Source organism: Streptomyces sp. SudanB52_2052 (assembly GCF_964272415.1).
Taxonomy (GTDB): Bacteria; Actinomycetota; Actinomycetes; order Streptomycetales; family Streptomycetaceae; genus Streptomyces; species Streptomyces olindensis.
In genome coordinates this window covers 2,072,302-2,093,417 of record NZ_OZ186796.1, presented here as the reverse complement: position 1 = coordinate 2,093,417, position 21,116 = coordinate 2,072,302, and the positions used below count along the sequence as shown (strand labels likewise).

The 21,116-nt window shown below is 74.0% G+C and carries 20 protein-coding genes; 5 read left to right on the top strand and 15 right to left on the bottom strand.

The genetic code is table 11. The features are described from left to right. Positions 1–232: 232 nt before the first annotated feature. Positions 233–907 (bottom strand): DUF3000 domain-containing protein, encoded by a 675-nt coding sequence (locus ACSUPV_RS09265; protein WP_051648429.1) that lies wholly within the window; start codon positions 905–907, stop codon positions 233–235. 101 nt (positions 908–1,008) lie between these two features. Here ACSUPV_RS09265 and hemE point away from each other — a divergent pair, with 101 nt between their 5' ends. After that, a complete protein-coding gene (hemE, locus tag ACSUPV_RS09260; RefSeq protein ID WP_031119115.1) occupies positions 1,009–2,076 on the top strand; it encodes a uroporphyrinogen decarboxylase in 1,068 nt (355 codons plus the stop codon). A gap of 22 nt (positions 2,077–2,098) precedes the next feature. Here the strand turns inward: hemE and ACSUPV_RS09255 are convergent, their stop codons facing one another. The 4 genes from ACSUPV_RS09255 to ACSUPV_RS09240 are packed head-to-tail and all read right to left on the bottom strand — an operon-like array spanning position 2,099 to position 6,730. Beyond that, a complete protein-coding gene (locus ACSUPV_RS09255) occupies positions 2,099–3,316 on the bottom strand; it encodes an MFS transporter (protein WP_359791929.1) in 1,218 nt (405 codons plus the stop codon). A gap of 49 nt (positions 3,317–3,365) precedes the next feature. After that, entirely contained in the window at positions 3,366–4,439 is a 1,074-nt protein-coding gene (locus ACSUPV_RS09250; RefSeq protein WP_359791928.1) for a Gfo/Idh/MocA family protein, read from the bottom strand. A 58-nt stretch (positions 4,440–4,497) separates the two neighbouring features. Next, complete coding sequence (locus tag ACSUPV_RS09245; protein WP_436947283.1) at positions 4,498–5,361, bottom strand: HAD-IIB family hydrolase; 864 nt, start codon at positions 5,359–5,361, stop codon at positions 4,498–4,500. A gap of 4 nt (positions 5,362–5,365) precedes the next feature. Beyond that, a complete protein-coding gene (locus ACSUPV_RS09240) occupies positions 5,366–6,730 on the bottom strand; it encodes a DegT/DnrJ/EryC1/StrS family aminotransferase (RefSeq protein ID WP_436947282.1) in 1,365 nt (454 codons plus the stop codon). A gap of 349 nt (positions 6,731–7,079) precedes the next feature. Between ACSUPV_RS09240 and ACSUPV_RS09235 the strand changes: the two genes are divergently transcribed. Together ACSUPV_RS09235 and ACSUPV_RS09230 are read left to right on the top strand one after the other, a co-directional pair. After that, positions 7,080–7,898 (top strand): helix-turn-helix domain-containing protein, encoded by an 819-nt coding sequence (locus ACSUPV_RS09235; protein ID WP_359791955.1) that lies wholly within the window; start codon positions 7,080–7,082, stop codon positions 7,896–7,898. A 280-nt stretch (positions 7,899–8,178) separates the two neighbouring features. Then, positions 8,179–8,508, top strand: coding sequence for a hypothetical protein (locus ACSUPV_RS09230; protein WP_031119121.1), 330 nt, complete (start codon positions 8,179–8,181; stop codon positions 8,506–8,508). A 127-nt stretch (positions 8,509–8,635) separates the two neighbouring features. On the opposite strand, the gene ACSUPV_RS09225 is transcribed toward ACSUPV_RS09230, so the two are convergent. After that, positions 8,636–10,027 carry an FAD-dependent oxidoreductase gene (locus tag ACSUPV_RS09225; RefSeq protein ID WP_037758978.1) on the bottom strand — a complete coding sequence of 464 codons (1,392 nt, stop codon included), beginning with the start codon at positions 10,025–10,027 and terminating at the stop codon, positions 8,636–8,638. Positions 10,028–10,054: 27 nt separating this feature from the next. Then, positions 10,055–11,071 carry a DUF4349 domain-containing protein gene (locus tag ACSUPV_RS09220; RefSeq protein ID WP_436947281.1) on the bottom strand — a complete coding sequence of 339 codons (1,017 nt, stop codon included), beginning with the start codon at positions 11,069–11,071 and terminating at the stop codon, positions 10,055–10,057. A 156-nt stretch (positions 11,072–11,227) separates the two neighbouring features. Here ACSUPV_RS09220 and hemG point away from each other — a divergent pair, with 156 nt between their 5' ends. Together hemG and hemQ are read left to right on the top strand one after the other, a co-directional pair. Then, entirely contained in the window at positions 11,228–12,751 is a 1,524-nt protein-coding gene (gene hemG / locus ACSUPV_RS09215) for a protoporphyrinogen oxidase (protein ID WP_031119124.1), read from the top strand. A gap of 5 nt (positions 12,752–12,756) precedes the next feature. After that, positions 12,757–13,500 (top strand): hydrogen peroxide-dependent heme synthase, encoded by a 744-nt coding sequence (hemQ, locus tag ACSUPV_RS09210; protein ID WP_031119125.1) that lies wholly within the window; start codon positions 12,757–12,759, stop codon positions 13,498–13,500. Here the strand turns inward: hemQ and ACSUPV_RS09205 are convergent, their stop codons facing one another. The 8 genes from ACSUPV_RS09205 to ACSUPV_RS09170 all read right to left on the bottom strand — a co-directional run bounded on the left by ACSUPV_RS09205 (position 13,501) and on the right by ACSUPV_RS09170 (position 21,094). After that, complete coding sequence (locus ACSUPV_RS09205) at positions 13,501–15,132, bottom strand: alpha/beta hydrolase (RefSeq protein ID WP_436947280.1); 1,632 nt, start codon at positions 15,130–15,132, stop codon at positions 13,501–13,503. It abuts the gene before it with no gap. A 115-nt stretch (positions 15,133–15,247) separates the two neighbouring features. Continuing rightward, complete coding sequence (locus ACSUPV_RS09200; RefSeq protein WP_031119127.1) at positions 15,248–16,018, bottom strand: TIGR04222 domain-containing membrane protein; 771 nt, start codon at positions 16,016–16,018, stop codon at positions 15,248–15,250. Positions 16,019–16,104: 86 nt separating this feature from the next. Then, positions 16,105–16,845: a DUF4142 domain-containing protein gene (locus ACSUPV_RS09195; RefSeq protein ID WP_436947279.1), complete on the bottom strand. Its 741-nt coding sequence runs from the start codon at positions 16,843–16,845 to the stop codon at positions 16,105–16,107. Positions 16,846–17,104: 259 nt separating this feature from the next. Continuing rightward, positions 17,105–18,505 carry a DUF692 domain-containing protein gene (locus ACSUPV_RS09190; protein ID WP_037758990.1) on the bottom strand — a complete coding sequence of 467 codons (1,401 nt, stop codon included), beginning with the start codon at positions 18,503–18,505 and terminating at the stop codon, positions 17,105–17,107. 132 nt (positions 18,506–18,637) lie between these two features. Next, positions 18,638–19,099, bottom strand: a complete 462-nt coding sequence (locus ACSUPV_RS09185) for a DUF7144 family membrane protein (protein WP_031119130.1) — start codon at positions 19,097–19,099, stop codon at positions 18,638–18,640. Positions 19,100–19,169: 70 nt separating this feature from the next. Then, positions 19,170–19,931, bottom strand: coding sequence for a peptidyl-tRNA hydrolase (locus ACSUPV_RS09180; protein WP_051648435.1), 762 nt, complete (start codon positions 19,929–19,931; stop codon positions 19,170–19,172). Between the two features lie 125 nt (positions 19,932–20,056). Further along, a complete protein-coding gene (locus tag ACSUPV_RS09175; RefSeq protein ID WP_031119132.1) occupies positions 20,057–20,236 on the bottom strand; it encodes a hypothetical protein in 180 nt (59 codons plus the stop codon). A gap of 18 nt (positions 20,237–20,254) precedes the next feature. Beyond that, positions 20,255–21,094 carry a polysaccharide deacetylase family protein gene (locus ACSUPV_RS09170; RefSeq protein WP_436947278.1) on the bottom strand — a complete coding sequence of 280 codons (840 nt, stop codon included), beginning with the start codon at positions 21,092–21,094 and terminating at the stop codon, positions 20,255–20,257. Between the last annotated feature and the right edge of the window lie 22 nt (positions 21,095–21,116).

Genomic DNA, 21,116 nt, shown 5'->3' with positions numbered 1-21,116 from the left:
ACCCGTCCGCCTTTAGATAATGATCACGATTCGGTGATAACAATCCGTGCAATTCGGACACGCGGTCGATCATTCGAAGGCCGGACGGTTTCGGTCTGGGTCACTACGCGGTCGAAAGTGGCCGTATCGACAAAGTGATGCGGCCAAGAGGGGGACGCAGGTGTGATCGTCGACAGGGCAGCGTTGACCACCCCGTACAGGTTCGATCAGTACGGGGTGGGAAGGAGGTCGATCAGCGGGACTGGGGCCCGCGCCGCTGGGGGAGCGTCACCACCGAGGCGTCGCCCGGCCCGGCCGGCGGCAGCCCCGCGACCTGGGCGAGCAGATCGCACCAGGACGCCAGGTGCGCGGCGGTGTCCGGGACCCCGCCCAGGCCCTCGCGCGGCGTCCAGGACGCACGGATCTCGATCTGCGAGGCGGCCGGCCGGGCCGACAGCCCACCGAAGTAGTGGGAGCTCGCACGCGTGACCGTGCCGCTCGGCTCCCCGTACGTCAGTCCGCGCGTCTGGAGCGCGCCGGTCAGCCAGGACCAGCACACCTCCGGCAGCAGCGGGTCCGCGGCCATCTCCGGTTCCAGCTCCGCGCGCACCAGCGTCACCAGCCGGAACGTGCCCTGCCAGGCGTCGTGCCCGGCCGGGTCGTGCAGCAGCACCAGCCGGCCGTCGGCCAGGTCCTGATCGCCGTCGACGACCGCGGCCTCCAGCGCGTGGGAGTACGGGGCGAGCCGCTTGGGCGCGGGCGCCGGCTCGATCTCGATCTGGGGCCGCAGCCGCGCCGCCCTGAGCGCCTCGACGGCGGCCCGGAAGGGCGGCGGGGCGGAGTCCGCCTCCCGCCGGTCGTTCTCGGTATCCTTCGCTTCGTCCATTCCGCCAGCGCCGTCCGACAGTCGTCCCTGAGCCGCAGCCATGCCGGAAGATTACGGGGACCGGAGCCCGGGTGCGGGGCTAGACACCCCGCGCCTCTCCAGGGGCTGAATCGCGCTGTCGGACGGCGTGCGAAACTTGGCCCGTGAGTGCCAACGACGCCCCCCGGGCCCCGCAGCCGTCCGCCCCGTACGACTCCGCCTTCCTCAAGGCGTGCCGGCGCGAGCCCGTGCCGCACACGCCGGTGTGGTTCATGCGGCAGGCCGGGCGCTCGCTGCCGGAGTACCGCAAGGTGCGCGAGGGCATTCCGATGCTCGAGTCCTGCATGCGGCCCGAGCTGGTCACCGAGATCACGCTCCAGCCGGTCCGCCGGCACGGCGTGGACGCGGCGATCTACTTCAGCGACATCGTCGTCCCGCTCAAGGCCATCGGCGTCGACCTCGACATCAAGCCCGGCGTCGGCCCGGTCGTCGAGAACCCGATCCGCACCCGCGCCGACCTCGCCCAGCTGCGCGACCTGACCCCCGAGGACGTCTCCTACGTCACCGAGGCCATCGGCCTGCTCACCGCCGAGCTCGGCGAGACCCCGCTCATCGGGTTCGCGGGCGCCCCCTTCACCCTCGCCAGCTACCTCGTCGAGGGCGGTCCGTCCCGCACGTACGAGAACGCCAAGGCGATGATGTACGGCGACCCGGAGCTCTGGGCCGACCTGCTCGACCGCCTCGCCGACATCACGGCCGCGTTCCTGAAGGTGCAGATCGAGGCCGGCGCCTCGGCGGTCCAGCTGTTCGACTCCTGGGCCGGTGCCCTGGCCCCCGTCGACTACCGGCGTTCGGTGCTGCCGGCGTCGGCGAAGGTCTTCGAGGCCGTGGCCGGCTACGGCGTCCCGCGCATCCACTTCGGCGTCGGCACCGGCGAGCTGCTGGGCCTCATGGGCGAGGCCGGCGCGGACGTCGTCGGCGTCGACTGGCGCGTCCCGATGGACGAGGCCGCCCGCCGCGTCGGCCCCGGCAAGGCGCTCCAGGGCAACCTCGACCCGACCGTGCTGTTCGCTCCGACCGAGGCCGTCGAGGCCAAGACCCGGGAGGTCCTGGACTCGGCGGCGGGCCTGGAGGGCCACGTCTTCAACCTCGGCCACGGCGTCATGCCGTCCACGGACCCGGACGCGCTGACGCGGCTCGTGGAGTACGTCCACACGCGGACCGCCCGCTGACCCGGGCCGCGCTGCCAGGCCGTCAGGGCCGCACGCGCGTCGCCCGGATCAGCCACCACGTCGCCGCCAGGCAACCGGCCGCGGGCAGGGCCAGCAGCACCGGCACGGCGTCGACGCCGGCCAGTTCGATGCCCTTGCCCAGGACCGGCCCGGCGGCGACCCCGCCGATCATCGAGGCGGCGATGACGTAGGCCCCCGCCCGCCGTGCCCGGGGCACCGCGCGGGACAGCCACGGCAGGCCCGTGGGGAAGATCGGCGCGTGGAAGAGGCCGACACCGGCGTACGCGTACGGGGCCGCCGCCGGGATCAGGGCCAGCAGGAGGCAGGCCACCATGCCGACGGAGCTGACCACCATGATCGTCTGCACGGACCAGCGCAGCGTCAGCGGTGCGACCAGCAGCCGCCCCACGGTCACCATCAGCCAGAACGCCGAGGTGGCCGTGGCCACGGTCGCCGCGTCGTGCCCGACGGACTCCAGGTGTGTCGGCTCCCAGCCGCCGACCCCCGTCTCCACCGCCACCATCAGGACATACAGCACGATGAAGACGGTGACGACCAGGGCCGCCGAGGTCCGCAGCCCGGGCGCCCGCCCACCGGTCGCCTCGGTCTCCCCGGCCTCCTCGGCGGGTTCGGCGGGTGCCTCCCCGCCCTCGCGGACGCCGCGCTGCGCCAGCACCAGGACGGCGGACAGCGCGGCGAATCCCGCGAAGACGGCGGGGTAGCGGCCGGGGCCGAGCAGGCCCAGCAGCGCCGGGCCGCCCACGGCACCGAGTCCGTAGGCGGCGCCGATGATGTTGAGCATCGCCGGGCTGCGGCGGCCGAACCCCACCGAGAACAGCTGGTTGAGGCCGTAGTCGATGCCGCCGAAGCCCACCCCGGTCACCAGCGCCGAGGCCAGCGCCCACCCCCAGGCGGGAGCCAGCGCGAAGCCGGTCCCGCCGAGGGCCATCAGCGCGTACGAGGCGGACAGCAGCGTTCTGTTGCCCAGCCGCCCGTGCACCCGGTTCAGCAGCAGCACCCCGGCCACCCCGCCGACGAAGTGGGCGCTCAGGCTCAGCCCGGCGGCCGCCGGCGACAGGCCGAACTCCGTGCGGAACGCGGGGATCGCCGGACCGTACAGCGCCTGGAGCGCCCCGATCAGGGCGAAGCCCACGCAGGAGGCGACGACGGCGAACGGGCTGAACAGGGGCCGCGCCACGGAGGTGCCGGGCGGCGCGGCCTGCGTGGAGGTACCGGTCAACGGACGTTCCTCTTCCCTGCGTCGCGTGGGCCGGGCCGCTGCCGCCGGATCACCGGCTCACCGGAGCGGCGAGCGCGTCCCGCTGGTCGCCGGCCAGCAGGCGTTCCAGCACCCGCTGGCTGCGCAGCCCGTCACCGAACCCGGCCAGGGCGCTGTCCGCGCTCCGCCCGGTGCCGTCCTCCCGCGCGGTGACCGCGTCGCGCCACTCCCGCAGCTGGTGCCGGAAGGTGTCGCTCCACCCGGGCACCTCACCGGGCGGCGAGGCGAGCACCTCCTCGCGGGCGAAGGTGCCCTGCTCCCAGGTGACCCGGGACTTCAGGAAGTACGTCGTGTCGTCCTTGGAGTGGTAGTACAGCTCCTTGCGGTCGCCGATGATCTTCAGGGAGAAGCCGAGCTCCTCCGGCAGCGAGGACTTGGAGGTGGTCAGGTTGAAGAAGGTGCCGTTCTCCAGCCGGCCGCTGACGAAGGCGTAGTCGTCGACCTGGACGTCCTGGCCCTCCTTCTGCGGCACGTTCACCTGGAGCTTGGTGCGGCAGCTCGTGCTGTCGACCGGGCTGTCGAAGAGCCGGTCCAGCATGTCGACCAGGTGCACGCCCAGATCACCGAGGGAGCCGCTGGTGGACCGGCCCAGGGCGCTGTCCCGCCAGGTGAAGCGGGAGCGGGTCAGGGCGCTGCCGCGCCGGAAACCGGCCTCGGCGAAGAGGATGGAGCCCAGCTCCCCGCTCCGCACCAGGTTCCGGATCTCGCCGATGGCGTCCAGGTAGCGGTAGTTGAAACCCAGGGCGCACACCAGGCCGCTCTCCTCGGCCAGCGCGGTGATCCGCTCCGCCTCCGCCACCGTCGTCGTCATCGGCTTCTCGCACAGCACGTGCCGGCCGTGCCGGACGGCCTCCTCGGCGTAGTCGGCGTGCGTGTGGTTGGGGGAGGCGATGACGACCGCGTCCACCCGCTCGTACAGGTCGGTCGTCGAGGAGAAGGCGGCGCAGCCGAAGCGCTCGGCCAGCTCCGCGGCCTTGTCGGGCATCACGTCGTACACACCGGCGCATACGACACCGGGGACGGTCTCGGCGGCCCGCAGGTGGGCGAGGGCGATGCCGCCGGCGCCGATGATTCCGATCTTCATGGTCTTCCTCTTTCAGGGACGGCCCTCCGGCCCGGGGCGGCCGGGCCGGAGGAGCGGTTCAGTGGCCGAGGTGGTGACGGAAGGCGTGCAGGAGGGCCTGGGTGTGCGGGTGGGGCGAGACCCGCGGGAAGCGGTCGCGGGCCTCCGGTGTGCAGTTGGCGACGAGGTAGCCGTGGCGGACGGCGCCCAGCATCTCCAGGTCGTTGCCGCTGTCACCGAACGCGAGGGTGCGCTCCGGGTCGACGCCGAAGCGGGCGCACAGATGCCGGACGACGTTGCGCTTGCCGCAGACCGCCGGCAGGAAGTCGACGTCGTAGCAGTCGGCGGGGTCGCCGGTGGCCGGGTTGCAGCGGCTGATGTTGAGGCCGAGGCCGTACTCGGCGGCCAGCTCGCGCACCAGCCCGAGGGCGTGCTCGTCGCGCCGCGGGTCGCCGAGGGAGCGGAAGTAGTAGTTGACCAGGAACTCGGTGCGGTGGCCGGTGTCCTGCGGGAACAGGTCGACACCGTGCCGGGCGAGCCGCTCCGCGGCCCGTTCGACCCGGGCCCGGGCGAAGCCGCTGTCCCGCAGCACCTGCCGCCACTCGGGGTCGGGGCGGGCGACGCCGTCGGGGAAGAACGTCAGCTCGGTGCCGAGGGCGCCGGCCACGAAGTGCGGCAGGACGCGGGCGCCGCAGCGCGCCATCTTCTCCCGGACGGCGGCGGCCGAGCTGCCGGTGACCCAGCCGAACAACAGACCGTGCCCCACGGCCTCGGTCAGCAGGTACTCCTCCAACGCGGCCAGGTGGGCGCGCTGTTCCGGGGTGGCGGCATGGGCCAGGTAGGTCTCGTCGAAGTCGGAGAACGCGGCCCAGCCGACCCGGTCCGGGAGCCGCAGCGCGGGCGACGGGGCGGGGCCACCGTCGAGCGACAAGGTGTCGGTCACGGCGTCACCGGCCCGGGCGCGTCGCCGCGTGCAGGGCCTCGACCACGCGGTCCTGCTCGCCGAGGGACAGGCCCGCGTGCAGCGGAAGGTGCAGCACCCGGTCGTGCAGCCACTCGGTCCGCGGCAGCCGCGCCTGCCCGAAGAACCGCTCGCGCACCGGGGTCTGCTGACGGTGCGTCAGGACCGGGTAGTAGACGTCCGTCTCCACCCGGCTGCGCAGCGCCAGCTCGTCCCGCAGGGCGTCGCGGGCCGGCGCCCCGCCGTCCACCAGCACCGGGAACAGGTGCCAGGAATGGTCGGGGGCGAAGGCGGGCGTCTCCAGCACGCCCTCCTCGGCCAGCGGGCGCAGCGCCTCCACGTAACGCCGGGCGAGGTACGTGCGCCGCAGCCCCCGCAGACCCGTCCAGGGCAGCAGGGCCAGACCGATCGCGGCCATGGTGTTGTCGATGCGCGCGTTGAGGCCGAACGCCTCGCACTTGACGTTCTTCCGGCCCGGCTCGAAGCCGTGGTAGCCGGCCACCCGGCAGCGCTCGGCGATCTCGGCCGAGTCGGTGACGACCGCACCGGCCTTCCCGCACAGCCCGACGTTCTTGTAGGGGTTGAAGCTGAGGGCCGCCGCGTCGGAGTACCGCCCGACACCGGTCACCCCGATCGCCTGGCAGGCGTCCTCGACGATCCGCAGCGCGTACCGGTCCGCGACCGCCCGCAGCCCGGCCGTGTCGGCGAGCTTGCCGTAGAGGTGGACGGGCAGGACCGCCACGGTGCGCGGGGTGACGTGCTCCGCCACCGACACCGGGTCCAGGTTGCCGTCGGGCGTGGTCACGTCGGCGAGGACGGGGACCGCGCCGCAGGCGAAGACCGCGTTCTCGGTGGCGGCGAAGCTGTTGGCCGGGAGGATCACCTCGTCGCCCGGCTCGACGCCCACGGCGCGCAGGGCGAGGACGAGCGCGTCGGTCCCGCTGCCGGTCGCGACGGCGCAGTTCATGCCGGACAGGTCGGCGACGGCGTCCTCGAACGCGGTGACCGCCGAACCGCTCGTGAACTCGCAGCTCTCCAGGACCCGCGCGAAGGCCTCGGCGGCGGCGCTCTTCTCCCGCGGCGACAGCAGCCGTTCCTTCGGCAGGAACGGGACGTGCGAGACCTGCGCGGGCTCCGGGAACAGGGAGGCGACGAACAGGTCGGGGTCCCCGGGAGCGGAGTTCCACGACGACAGGGCGCTCGCCAGCTCCCGGTCGGCGAGGGCGTCCCGCACGGGCTGGATGGTCCTCACGCCGCCGGCGAGGTCCTCGACCACCCGGTGGAGGCTGCCGCTGTCGCCGAGCAGGGCGGAGCCGGTGGTCGTGGTGGGGTCGGCGGTGGAGACGGTCATGCGTACTCCTTGCGTTCGAAGAGCGGAGAAGTCCTGCGCCAACGCGCGCGCATGGTCATCGGAATTACGGAGGGAATGGCTGCCGAATAGCGCTCGAATGCATTTTTGCATCGGATGGGGCAGCGGCTCACGTCGGCGATGCTGACAGCGGTTGACGAGCTTCGTCAACCGGCATCTTTTTGCCGGGCTCGAGGGGTCCGGGAATCCCTGGAAAGCCGGTGGATCTCCCCTGGAAAACGGGGCGGACAACCGGTCGAGAACCGGCAGAATTCTGCCGGTCTCCCAGTCGCACCCCGACGAGCAGCGCATATGCGACCCGCTTTCGCGCGCGCCGACAGCCCTTGTTACGGTGTGTTTCCCCGGCAATACGCAGAGGGAGTGTGTGCGAGCCGTGTCACGTGATGCCCTACCGGATCTGCTGCGCGCTTGGCGTATCGATGCGGGAAACAAAATGAACAGGGGAAGACAGTTACCTCAAAAAGAGGTGGCGCGGCGGATGGGAGTGAGTGAGCGCTGGTACCGGAATCTCGAGACCGGGGCGCGCGTACCGCTTTCCATGGAAATCCTGGAGCGGCTTTCCCGGGCCCTGCTGCTCGGCCCCGACGAACGCATGGCCCTGCACGGCCACGCACTCGGCGGGGCCGGCGGACGGCAGCCGGGTGAACAGGAGCCGCGCGACGCCACCGAGGAGTTGGCCGCCCTGACCTCGGCGCGGATCGGCTTCCCCAGCTATCTGACCGACCAGGCGTGGAACGTCCTCGACCACAACGCCGCCATGGCCCGCTGGTTCCCCTGGGTCCGGGAACCGGACGCCAACCTGATGCGCTGGGCCCTGACCACGAACGCCGCCCGCGAACAGATCGTCGACTGGCCCCGGCACGCCGCGCAGTACCTCGCCCTGCTGCGGTTCGCGCTGGTGACCCGGCCCGACGACCCCGGCCTCGGCGCCCTGCGCGACGCCGTGCTGGCCGACCGCGCCTGCCGCGACCTGTGGGACCGCGACCCCAAGGTCCTCGCCTACCGGCACGGCCACCGCTACGAACTGCGCCTGCCGCACGTCCGCCGGGAGCCCATCAAGGTCACCTCGCAGGTCCTGCTCCCCGCGTACCGGCAGGAACTCCGCTACGTCCTGCTGCTGCCCACCGAGGACCCACCGGACCGTTCCTGAACCCGCGCGGGCGCGCTCACCAGGTGGGCCGCGCCCGCCTGCCGAACAGGATGCCGCGCGGTTCCGGAGGGGGCGGGGTACCGGGCCGCAGCGGCCAGGCTCTCGCCCGCGACGGAGCCCGGCCAGGCCCGGGATGCGCAGGAACCATCACACGTGTGCCCGGGGCGCCGCCGGTGAATCGGCGGGGCCGGTGAACGCGGCCGTCCGGACGTGCGTATGTCTCGGCAACCGCCCGCGGCGCGGGGAAGGCGGGTCGCGGGGCCGACGTGAGGATCAGGCGATGAACGACCGAGTTACTCCTCCGATGCACGCGCTGCCGGACGGCGAGGCGGAGCTGACGCTGGTGGTGAAGCTGCCCTGGGAGGACGTGGCCCGGCTCGGCCAGGAGGCCGGGCGGCTGGCCGCGCAGTGGCGGCGGCCGGTGACGCTGGAGGAGGCGGTGAGCCACCGGCTGCGGTCGTCGCGGGTCGCCGCGCACGCCAAGCCGGCGGGGGAGCAGCCGCCTGCCGTGACGTCTTCGGCCTCGGTGTCGTCGTTGCCGTCGCGGCCGCCGGCGGAGCAGGCTCGGCAGGCCATTGACCGGATCAACGGGACTGCCGGGACTGCGTAGCGTTTCTCCGCAGGGGTGCGGGTTCTGTCGCGGGGCGCGGGCTCGTTGTGGCTGGTCGCGCCCACGCGGCGGAGCCGCACATCGATACGGCCCCGCGCCCCTTCAGGGCATGGACCGCACCGCTTCCCTACGCGGAACCGCGCACCTTCGCCGCCGCTTTGCGGGCCGCCACCAGGACCGGGTCCCAGACGGGGGAGAACGGTGGGGCGTAGCCCAGGTCCAGGGTGGTCATCTGTTCCGCCGTCATGCCCGCCGTGAGGGCGACCGCCGCGATGTCGACCCGCTTGCCCGCGCCCTCGCGGCCCACGATCTGCACGCCGAGCAGGCGGCCGGTGCGGAGTTCGGCGAGCATCTTCACCGTCATGGGCGAGGCGTTCGGGTAGTAGCCCGCGCGGCTCGTCGACTCGATGGTGACCGCCTCGAAGCGCAGCCCGACGCGGTGGGCGTCCTTCTCGCGCAGACCGGTGCGCGCGATCTCCAGGTCGCAGACCTTGCTGACCGCCGTGCCGACCACGCCCGGGAACGTGGCGTAGCCGCCGCCGACGTTGGTGCCGATGACCTGGCCGTGCTTGTTGGCGTGGGTGCCGAGGGCGATGTGCCGCTCCTGCCCGGAGACCAGGTCGAGGACCTCCACGCAGTCGCCGCCGGCCCAGACGTTCTCGTGGCCGCGCACCCGCATCGAGCGGTCCGTGAGGAGCCCGCCGTGGGTGCCGAGCGGGAGACCGGCCGCCCGTGCGAGGGCCGTCTCGGGGCGCACGCCGATGCCGAGCACCACCACGTCCGCCGGGAACTCGCGCTCCCGCGTGGCCACCGCCCGCACCCGGCCGTCGTCCCCCGTCAGGATCCCGGTGACCTCGGCGTCGTTCACCATCGTGATGCCCAGGCCCTCCATGGCCTCGTGCACCAGGCGGCCCATGTCCGGGTCCAGGGTCGACATGGGCTCGCTGCCGCGGTTGACGACCGTGACCTCGTAGCCGCGGTTGATGAGCGCCTCGGCCATCTCCACGCCGATGTACCCGGCCCCCACGACCACCGCGCGGCGGCCACGCGTGCGTGCCAGCGAGTCGAGCAGCTCCTGGCCGTCGTCCAGCGTCTGCACGCCGTGCACCCCGGGGGCGTCGGCCCCGGGCATGTCCGGCCGGATCGGCCGGGCCCCGGTCGCGATCACGAGCTTGTCGTACGACGTCCAGGACTCGGCGCCGGAGTCGACGTCACGCGCGCGTACCCGCTGCCCGTCGAGGTCGAGCTCGATGACCTCGGTGCGCAGCCGCAGGTCGATGTCCCGCGCGCGGTGCTCCTCGGGGGTGCGGGCGATGAGCCGGTCCCGGTCCGTGACGTCGCCGCCTACCCAGTACGGGATGCCGCACGCCGAGTACGACGTGAAGTGGCCCCGTTCGAACGCGACGATCTCCAGTTCCTCGGGGCCCTTCAGGCGGCGCGCCTGCGACGCCGCGGACATCCCCGCGGCGTCGCCGCCGATCACGACCAGTCGCTCCCCGCGCGTACGGCTCTTGTTCATGCGAACACGCTACGGGAGCAGGGCACTTCAGTCCTGCTCGCCGGACTCCCGGGCGGGGGCGGACTCCGGGGCCGTCCGGGCCACGGGCAGCGGGCCCAGCGCGCTCGCCGCGGACGACGCGGGAGCGGGCCGCGGGCGGCGCGGCAGGCGGGGCCGTACGACGCGCAGCCACAGCAGGACGACCAGGGCCGCCACCGCGGCGAACGGCAGGACCGCGCCGAGCGCCACCGCGAGCCAGCGCAGCATCGTCACGAACGCGTTCCAGCCACCCGCGAGCGCGTCGAGGAACCCCGGGTCGTCGTCCTTCTTCTCCTGCTTCTTCACCGGTGTCTCGGACAGCGACAGCGTGATGGTGGCCAGGCTGGTGCGGTCCTTCAGGGACGCCTGCCGGGCGAGCAGCGCCTCCAGGTCGGCCTGGCGGGAACTCAGCTCGCCCTCCAGGGTCACCACGTCGCTGAGCTTGTCGGCCCGGTCCATCAGCTCGCGGATCCGGGCCACGCTGGCGCGCTGTGAGGTGATGCGGCTCTGCACGTCCACGACCTGGTCGGTGACGTCCTGCGCCTTCGCGCTGCGGTCGATGAGCTTCCCGGCGCCCTCCAGCCCGGCGAGGACCTCGTCGTACTCGTCCGCGGGCACGCGGAGCACGACCCGGGTGCGTTCGCGGCCTTCCGCGTCCCGGGTGGTGGTCTCGTTGCCGACGTAGCCGCCCGCGTTCTCGGTGCGGGTGCGGGCCTCCTCCAGGGCCTTCGGGACGTCCTTGACCTGCACGGTCAGCGAGGCCGTGCGGATGATGTGCTGCGTGGGGAGCTTCGCCGGCGCGGTCGCCCCGGCGTCGCTGCCGACCCCGCTCCCGGCGCCGCCCGGGGCGGCCTCCTTCGCTCCGGCCCCGTTGTCCGCCTCGGAGCCGGCGTAGCCGCGGTCGGCCGCGGTGCTGCCGGCGGAGTCCTCGCCCGCGGCGCTGCACCCCGTGAGGGCCAGGGCCGCGGCCAGGAAGAGCGCGGCCAGGGCCGGGGCGGGGCGTCGTACGGATCGTCGTGTGCGCATGGGCATCCCCCGAGCGTCGGTTCGGCTGACGCTTCTTCGACGCCCGGGCGGCACCGGACGTTTGGCCCGGGAGGGTTCCGATGCGGTCACGGTCCGGACTCGTCCGGGACACCGGGCCGCGGCGGCGCTGTCCGTGGGGTCTGAGAGGCTGGGGGCATGCGCGAAGTTCAGACCCGTGCGGGCACGGGGCAGGTCGTCGTCATCGGGGCGGGCATCGCGGGCCTGGCCGCCGCCCACCGGCTGCTGGAGCGCGGGGCGCGGGTGACCGTGCTGGAGGCCTCCGACCGGGTCGGCGGCAAGCTGCTGCCCGGGGAGATCGCGGGCGCGCGCGTGGACCTCGGCGCGGAGTCCATGCTCGCCCGCCGCCCCGAGGCGGTGGCACTCGCGCGCGAGGTGGGCCTCGCCGACCGCCTCCAGCCGCCCGCGACGGCGACGGCCTCGATCTGGACGCGCGGCGCCCTGCGCCCCATGCCCAAGGGCCATGTCATGGGCGTGCCCGGGACCGCCGCCGCCCTGTCCGGCGTGCTGTCCGACGAGGGCCTCGCCCGCATCCAGCGCGACGCCGACCTGCCCCGCACGGAGGTCGGGGACGACGTGGCCGTCGGGGAGTACGTGGCGGCGCGCCTCGGCCGCGAGGTCGTCGACCGCCTGGTGGAGCCCTTGCTGGGCGGGGTGTACGCGGGCGACGCCTACCGCATCTCGATGCGCTCGGCCGTCCCGCAGCTCTACCAGGCCGCCCGGTCCTACGTCTCCCTGACGGAGGGCGTCCGCGAGATCCAGGCCAGGGCGGCCGCCGCGCAGCAGACCGGCCCGGTGTTCACGGGCATCCAGGGCGGTGTGGGCACCCTGCCGCTCGCGGTGGCGGAGTCGGTCCGGGCCCGCGGCGGCGAGATCCTCACCGGCGCCCCCGTGACGGAACTGCGCAGGGCGGCACCGCCGGTCGGCGCGACCGAGTCGCCCGCCCCGGGCGACGACGCGAGCGCGCCCGACGGGTCGTCCTCGGCCTGGCGGGTGGTCGTCGGTGACCGCGTGCTGCACGCCGACGCGGTGGTGCTCGCCGTCCCGGCCCCCGCCGCCGCCCGGCTGCTGCGCACCGAGGCCCCCGGGGCCGCCGCCGAGCTGGACACCGTCGAGTACGCCTCCATGGCCCTGGTCACCCTCGCCTACCGCCGCGCCGAGGCGGACCTGCCCGACGGCAGCGGCTTCCTGGTGCCGCCGGTCGACGGGCGCACCATCAAGGCCTCCACCTTCGCCTCCCGCAAGTGGGGCTGGATCGCCGAGGAGAACCCCGACCTGATCGTCCTGCGCACCTCCGTCGGCCGGTACGGCGAGACGGAGATCCTCCGGCGCGACGACGCAGAGCTCGTCGACGTCTCCCGGCTGGACCTGAAGGCCGCGACCGGCCTGGACGCCACCCCCGTCGCCACCCGCGTCACCCGCTGGGACGACGGCCTGCCCCAGTACCCGGTGGGCCACCACGCGCGCGTGGCCCGCGTCCGCGAGCACGTCGCCCGGCTCCCCGGGCTCGCCGTCTGCGGCGCCCCGTACGACGGCGTCGGCATCCCGGCCTGCATCGCGAGCGCCCACGCCGCCGTCGACCAGATCCAGGGCGACCTGCGCGGTGTGGAGGAACTCACCGCCCACCCGGTGCAGAGCCTGCACGGCGGAGCGGGAGAATGAGGAGCATGAGTGACGACGCCTCCACCACGCCCTCCGGCACCGCGCCCGACCGCATCCCGAACAAGGGCAAGCTGGCCAAGGACCTCAACGAGGTCATCCGCTACACGCTCTGGTCCGTCTTCAAGCTGAAGGACGTGCTCCCCGAGGACCGCGCCGGGTACGCCGACGAGGTCCAGGAGCTGTTCGACCAGCTCGCCGCGAAGGACGTGACGATCCGCGGCACGTACGACGTGTCGGGCCTGCGCGCCGACGCCGACCTCATGATCTGGTGGCACGCGGAGACCAGCGACGCGCTGCAGGAGGCGTACAACCTCTTCCGCCGGACGAGGCTGGGCCGCGCCCTGGAGCCGGTCTGGTCGAACATGGCGCTGCACCGCCCCGCCGAGTTCAACCGCTCGCACATCCCGGCGTTCCTCGCCGACGAGACGCCCCGCAACTACGTGAGCGTCTACCCCTTCGTCCGCTCCTACGACTGGTACCTGCTGCCCGACGAGGACCGTCGCCGCATGCTCGCCGACCACGGCAAGATGGCCCGCGGCTTCCCGGACGTGCGCGCCAACACCGTCGCCTCCTTCTCCCTGGGCGACTACGAGTGGATCCTCGCCTTCGAGGCCGACGAGCTGTACCGCATCGTCGACCTCATGCGCCACCTGCGCGGCTCGGAGGCCCGCCGGCACGTCCGCGAGGAGGTGCCCTTCTTCACGGGCCGCCGCAAGGACATCGCCGAGCTGGTCTCCGGTCTGGCCTGATCAGCGCGGCTGCCCGGCCGCCCCGGCCCGGTCCGGGGCCGCCGACCGCCGCCCGGCCGCGGGAGCCGGCTTCGGCTCGGCGTGCGGCGCGCACTCCGCGCGCCGCCCCGGCAGTCGGCCCTCCAGGAGATACGCCTCCATGTGCCCGTTGACGCAGGCGTTCGGTCCGCCCGCGAGGCCGTGGGCGCCGGCGTCCCGCTCCGTCACCAGGACGGAGCCCGCCAGGCGGCGGTGGAGTTCCAGGGCGCCGTCGTAGGGCGTGGCGGCGTCCCGCTCGGCGGCCAGGATCAGCGTCGGCGGCAGCTCGCCCGGCCCGGTGCCGACGTCGAGCGGCCGCTGCCGGGGCGCCCGCCAGTAGGCGCACGGCAGGTTCGTCCACACGTTGTGCCAGGTCTCGAAGGGCGCCACCCGCGCCAGCCGGGTGTTGTCCCGGTCCCACACCTCCCAGTCCGTCGGCCAGGGGGCGTCGTTGCACTCGACGGCCACGTAGACCGCGCGCGCGTTCTCCGCCTCGGCGGCGGCCTCCGGATGCCGGGCCGCCTGCTCGACCAGCGGCCCGGGATCGCCCTTCAGGTACGCCGACAGCGCGTGCGCCCGGTGCGGCCACTGGTCGTCGTAGTACCCGGCTTGGAGGAACGCCTCCTGCAACTGGCCCGGCCCGACCTTCCCGCCCGCCGGTGCGGCGGCCAGCCGTGCCATCGCCCGCTCGTAGCTGCGCCGCACCTCCCGCGCGGTCCTGCCCAGCCCGTACACGTCGTGGTGCCGCGCGATCCACGTCCGGAAGTCGAGCCAGCGGCCCTCGAACGCCGCCGACTGGCGGAGGTTGTTGCGGTACCAGATCCGCCCCGGGGCGGGGTCGACGGCCGAGTCGAACACCATGCGCCGTACGTGCGCGGGGAACAGCGTCGCGTAGAGCGCGCCGAAGTACGTGCCGTACGACGAGCCCATGAAGGTCAGCCGCTCCTCGCCGAGCGCCGCGCGCAGCACGTCGAGGTCGCGGGCGTTGTTCAGCGAGTGGTAGTGCCGCAGCGCGTCCCCGGCCCGCTCGGCGCAGCCGCGCGCGTACGCCCGCGCCTGCGCGATCCGTTCCTTCTTGTACGCCGCCGAGGGGTGCGTCGGTGCCTGTGTGGGCCCCTTGAAGAACTGCTTAGGGTCCTTGCAGGACAGCGGCGCCGAACGGCCCACCCCGCGCGGGGCGTAGCCGACGAGGTCGTACGCGGCCGCGATCCGCTTCCATTCCGGGAGCAGCCCGATGAGCGGGAAGTACAGTCCGGTGGCGCCCGGTCCGCCCGGGTTGTACACCAGGGCGCCCTGCCGGGGGACCGCGCGCTCGCCGTGATGCGGGTCCTTGCCCGTGGCCCGGGCCCGGCTGACGGTGAGTTCGATCTGCCTGCCGTCCGGCCGGGCGTAGTCCAGCGGGACGGTCACCGTGCCGCACCGCATGCTGCCCGGCAGGTCCTGCGCGTCCGGGCACGGGCCGAAGTCGACTCCGGCAGCCTTCGCGCGGGCGGCCGCCACGGCGGTGCCGCGCATCTCGGCCGCCCCCGACCGGTCCGCGGCGGCGCCCGGGGCGGTGGTGAGGGCGCTCAGCAGCAAGGACCCGGCGGTCGAGTAGAGGAGGGCGGCTCTCATGGCGTATCCCTTCGGTGCACGGTGGCGACGGAAGGGATGCTTCGTCCGGCGAGGGGGGAAGGCAAGCACTGTCGGCCGGTGTCGGCGCCGATGCCCCCGATGCGCCCCCGGTCTGTCAGTCGTGTGCCTCGCGGTGCGTGAAGGCGGCGCGCAGGTCCGGTTCGCCGATCGCGCTGACGCCGCGCACGGCCACCGAGGTGAGGTACGTACGGTCGTCGGCGGCGCCGTCCGCGTTCCGGGTCAGCGCGCCGAGCAGCCGCTGACCGGCCGGGGAGGCCCACCGCGAGTACGGGTGGATCTCGATCCGCGCCACCGCCAGGCAGCTCAGCGCCAGGGCGAGCGGCAGCGCGAACCACAGGGCGACCAGATGCCGCGACATGTCCGGCGGGAGGGGTGTCAGCAACGCGGCCGCGCCCAGCCCGAGGACGGCGACGGACGCCCCGCGCACCTGCCGGACCGCCGCCGCGACCGTCGTACGCGCGCTGTCCGGAACCGCCAGGCCCGCGCGGACCAGCCCGTCGGCGATCCCGCGCACCGCGTCCGCCGCGGCGGCGGTGGCCCGCACCGGCGCGATCCGGGACTGCCCCTCGGGGCCGATGGCCCCTATGACCGACCGTTCCATCTCGTCCCGCCCGCGCGGATCGACGACCGTCGCCCAGCCGGTGTGCGCCAGGAGCAGGCGGCGCTGGCGCGCCATGGCGACGAGGGTCACGTCGGCGACCCGCCGGGGGCCGCCGGAGAGGAACGCGGCCTCGTAGAGCGTGAGTTCACGGACGCGGCCGGTGTCCGCGTCGACGGCCGCGGCACGCACGGCGGCCAGGCACAGGCGCGTGCACGCCGTGCCGGCCACGGCCCAGGCCGCCAGCAGGAAAAGAACCCAGAGCATATGTTGTTTGTATGTGACACGGTCGTGAGAGCACCATGCCTCGTTCACGATCCGGACGGAGTGTTGTCGGTATGTGACGTTCCGTTTCACCGCTCCGGGGGCGGGCTGTAGGTGGGCGGCGGAAGCGGGAAGGTCGAGCCGGGCAGCGGGCCGGAGGGCGGGACCGGGGCCGGAGTGGCGGGCGTGCTCCCGCCGGCCAGGTCGCGGGCCACCGCGTCGAAGTCGACGTAGCCGGTGGCCTCCAGGACCTTGATGTGGTCGAGGACGGTGGTGTTGGCGTCGTCGGCGAGTTCCCGCACGAGGGAGTTGCGGGTGCTCGCGCGGACCTGGGCGACGACCGAGAACACCCTGCCGTGGGCGATGCGCAGGATGTTGGCGAACCGGCGGTCGTACTCCTGGCCCTGTTCCTCGTCCAGGGTGGCCAGCCACTGCCGCTGCTCGTCGCTGGGCTCGTCCGGCAGGGCGAGGTCCAGCCGGGAGGCGACGTCGAGGACCCGCTCGTCCAGGAACCGGTGCCCCTCGACGAGGTGCCGGCCCGCCGTCCGGACGGCCGCAGTGGTCCCCTTCGCCTGCGCCTGCCGCCCCGCGGGCAGCTCCCACAGCCCGGCCAGCCGCACCTTGACGAGGAAGTCCTGGTCGAGGGCGGACAGGGGCCCGTACCTCGTCTGCAGCGTGTGGGCGCTCAGTGCGTTCGGTGCCGCTCCCGGCCGGTCGGTGAAGGACCAGAACGAGAAGACCAGCGCGGCGAGCGTCGCCGTCAGGCACGTGACGATGAGGCCGGTGCCACTGAGGATGCCTCGGCCCTTGACGGGGGGTCGCGGTCGCATGGTGGTGCCTCCTGGTGCGGCACCGCACGCTAGTGCGCTTCGGGTGCGGAGTTGACATGTTACTGGGGGGTCTACGTCAACTGCCGTACACCACCGAAGGGTTGCATCGGGGGCAAGACGGGACGATTGGGGGAGGGGCGAGAAGGGACTTCCCGGGCAAAGAGGAGCAAACCATTCCATGGCTTCAGGCGGGCACGCCCCGGGTGTTATCCCCGGCACAGTCGCCGGGGCCTCGCGCTGAACGCTGCCCCGCCTGGGTTCAACGCCGCAGCAGTGCCCTGCGCGTAGCGCGGACGAGTCGGTGGGCGGGGCGGCGGGAGCGCGGGGCGGGGCCCGACCGGTCCTGCCACCACTCCCGCAGCTCCCGCCGCGCCCGGGTGTCGCCGGGCCGCCCGGCGTGCAGCAGGTGCTCGGCGAAGGTGAGGGCGTCGCGCCGGTAACCGCCGGTCATCGGGTGGGTCTGGGCGTAGCCGAGGAAGGCCGGGCGGTAGTCCGCCCCGAGGATCTCCGGCAGCTCGGGCGCGACCTTCGCCACGACGTCGGCCCGCTTCGCGGCGAGCGCCCGCGCCTGGACGCCGACCCGCACCCGGTCGAACCCCTCGGGCACGGGCGTCCCGGCGACCAGCGCCGACAGCAGCGCGGCCTGCGCGAGTCCGAGCCGCTGCCGGGCGGCACCGGCGTCCTGCGGGTGGGGCAGGCCGGAGGCGCCCCGTGTCGCCCCGGCCGCCCCTGTCTCGTCGCCCCGCGCCAGGGCACCGGACTCGGCCACGGACGGGTCCGCCTCCCGCACGGCCGCCCGGCCCGCAGAGCGGAGTTCCGCCTTCACGCGCTCGACGGCGCCCGCCTCCAGGGCCCGCCGGATCGCGGCCAGCTCGCCCTCCAGCTCGGCCGGCGCCGGGAAGTTCTCGTCGCGTTCCAGGAGGACACCCGGCGGCGAGACCCGGGAGGCGAGGTCGGTCAGGATGTCGAGGACCGGCTCGGGCACGGGGTGGGCGTGGCTGTCGTGCCAGACGCCGTCCCGTTCGAAGCCGCCCGCCACATGGACGTAGGCGATGGCCTCCAGCGGCAGCTCGGCGAGGGCCTTGACCGGGTCCTCACCGCGGTTCACGTGGTTGGTGTGCAGATTGGCCACGTCGATGAGGAGGCGGACGCCCGTGCGGTCGGCCAGCTCGTACAGGAACTGGCCCTCCGTCATCTCCTCTCCCGGCCAGGAGATCAGCGCGGCGATGTTCTCCACGGCCAGCGGCACCGGCAGTGCCTCCTGCGCGATGCGCACGTTCTCGCACAGCACGTCGAGGGCGTCCCGGGTCCGGGGGACGGGCAGCAGGTGGCCCGCCTCCAGGTGCGGGGACGCCGTCAGGGCGCCGCCCGCCCGGACGAACGCGATGTGCTCGGTGACCAGCGGCGAACCCAGCGCCTCCACCCGCTCGGCCAGCGCGGCCAGGCGGCCTTCGTCGGGCCGGTCCGCGCCGCCGAGACCCAGCGAGACGCCGTGCGGCACGACGGTGACACCGCGCTCGCGCAGCCGCCGCAGCGACTCGGGCAGATGCCCGGGGCAGACGTTCTCGGCCACGGCTTCGACCCAGTCGATGCCCGGCATGCGCTCCACGGCGTCCGCGATCTCCGGTCGCCACCCGATGCCCGTCCCCAGTCGCTCCATCGTCCCCTCCTCCGCACGGCGCGATCCTCGAACGTGAGGGGGGTATGGCCCGGGCGCCCGCCTCCGAACCCCGCGGGGGGCGCCTTCAGAGCAACATTTGAGGTTTCCGGCCGCCGCCGGGAGGGCTCGGCGCTACACCGCCCGGGTGGAGCGGTAGTTGAACACCGACCACAGGACGAACAGGCCGGTCACGATCATGATGATCGACCAGAACGGCTGGTACGGCAGCCACATGAAGTTCGCGATCAGCGCGAGGCCGACCACGACCGCGCCCACCATCCGGGCCCAGGTCGCCCCGGTGAACAGGCCGAACCCGGCCGCCACGACGAGGACGCCGACGACCAGGTGGATCCAGCCCCACGCGGTCAGGTCGAACTCGAAGACGTAGTCGCCGAAGCTCGTGTACACCTCGTCGTCGGCGATCGCCGTGATGCCCTGGAGCACCGCGAAGAGGCCGTAGACGACCATCAGGGTGCCGCCGAGAGCGAGGCCTCCGGCCGCCCACGAGTCACCGGAACCGCGAGGGCCGCCCCCGCCGGGCATCCGGTCGTCGGGGGCGGGAGGGGCGGGGGGAGGGGGCGCGGCGCTGGTCATGGCTGCCTCCTGGGTCGGGGATGTCTGGTAACCCCACTGGAGCACTCGTCCGCGACCGCCGCGCCCGCGGCTACTCCGAACGGGTGGCCGCCGGGCCGCCGCTCCGGTACGGCGCCCGGCGCAGCGCCGGGTGGTCCGCGACGACCGTGCACGAGCCGGCCGCGATCTCCGTGAAGCCCGCGTCGCGGACCAACGGCAGTCCGGCGCCGGTCAGTTCGGACCAGCGGGCCGGATCGGCCGTCCGTACGGCGAGCGGGAAGCCCGCCTCGCGCCAGGCGGTCCGCTCCGCGTCGGACAGCTCCCACCAGGCCAGTTGGGCGGCGTGCCCGGCCTGGGCCATCGCCTTGCCGGCCGACATGCCGAGGTCCGGGTTCATCCACAGCACGGGCACGGCCGGGTCCGTGTCCACCGGCGGTTCCGGGTCGTCCAGGTCGGTGCCGGAGACCTGGAGCCGGGCCAGGTCCTTGGGCCAGCCGTCGAGCGGGACGGGCGGGAAGACCCGTACCTCGGCCGACGTGCCGGTGACCGTGATGCCGGGCAGGGCCTCGGCGCGCCGCCACTCGGCGCCGCGGGCCCGCCGCACCACCTTGCGGATCCGGGCGTCCTGCCAGTCCCGCATCGCCCGCGCCCACGCGCCCTCACCATCCGACCGCTCGTCGCTCAGGATGGTCAGCACGGCCCGGGCCGCCGTCTCCAGCGCGTCCGTACGCGCCGGCGGGTCCCCGCGCTCGATCCGCACGACCAGCGGCAGCACGAACTGCGGCGCCGTGTCGCGCGCGGAGGGCTCGGACCGGAAGGGACTGTCACTCACGGGCGTCGCGTCTTGGCTCACGCGACCCAGTGTGCCAGCCGGAAGATCGCTCGGGCCGGGGCCGGTGCGCCGCACCCGGGCGCCGCGCGGCACCGCCGCCCGCGCCCTCGGCGTCAGCGGGGCGTGACGCGCTCGTCTCCCGCCGGTCAGCCCGAGCAGGACGTGCGCTCGGCCTCCTGCCACTCGCAGACCGGGCAGAGCGTGATGCCCTTGTACGACTCCGGGTACTCCGTCGGCTCCCGGCACAGCACGCACTCCGCGTACGGCGGTCCGTCCGCCCGGGGCGGCCTCGCCGCGTCGATCAGGCAGTAGTCGTCCTCGCTCATACGTCCAGCGTAGGACGGTCAGCGGCGATCGCCCACGGCCCGGATCAGCTCGGACACCTTCACGAACCGGAAGCCCTCACGGCGCAGCCCGGGCACGATCGCCCGCACGGCCCGCTCCGTCGCCGGGGCGGCGCTGCGCGTGCAGTGCAGCACCACCACCGACCCCGGCCGCACCCCGTCCAGCACCTGCCGGGCGACCGCGTCCGCGTCGGTCTCGAACGCGTCGCCCCCGACGACGTCCCACTGCACGGCGGTCACACCGGTCGGCGTCAGCGCCCTGAGCGCCCGCCGGTCGTAACAGCCGCCCGGGAAACGGAAGTACGGCATCGGCTCGGGCACGCCCACCCTGCGGAAGGCCGCGTACGCCCGCTCCACGTCCGTCCGCATCCGCTCGGCGGGCACGGTCGGCAGGCCGTAGCAGTCCGGGGTGAACGCGTAGTGGCTGTAGGAGTGGTTGGCGACCTCGAAGAGCGGGTCGCGGCCGATGGAGCGGGCCTGGTCCGGGTACTGCTCGGCCCACCGCCCGGTCATGAACACGGTGGCCGGCACGCCCAGGGCCCGCAGCGTCGCGATCAGCCGGGGATGGTCGAACCGCTCACCCGCCGCCGCCCGCGCCCCCTGCCCGGCGGTCATGTCGGCGTCGAAGGTGAGCGCGACGGTCCTGCCGCCGGTGCGGGGCCCGTGCGCGAAGACGGGGGTCAGCCCGGCGGGGCCGGGGGCGAGCGTCGGGGGTCTCGACGGCGCCGGCGGGGAGGTCCCCTGTGGGGAAGCCACCTGAGGGGCCCGGGCGGTCCCGCAGGCGGCGAGGGCCGCGCCCAGGGCGCACACGGCGGTGACACGGCGGAGAAGGGCGATCACCGTATGAAGATATGAACGGGAT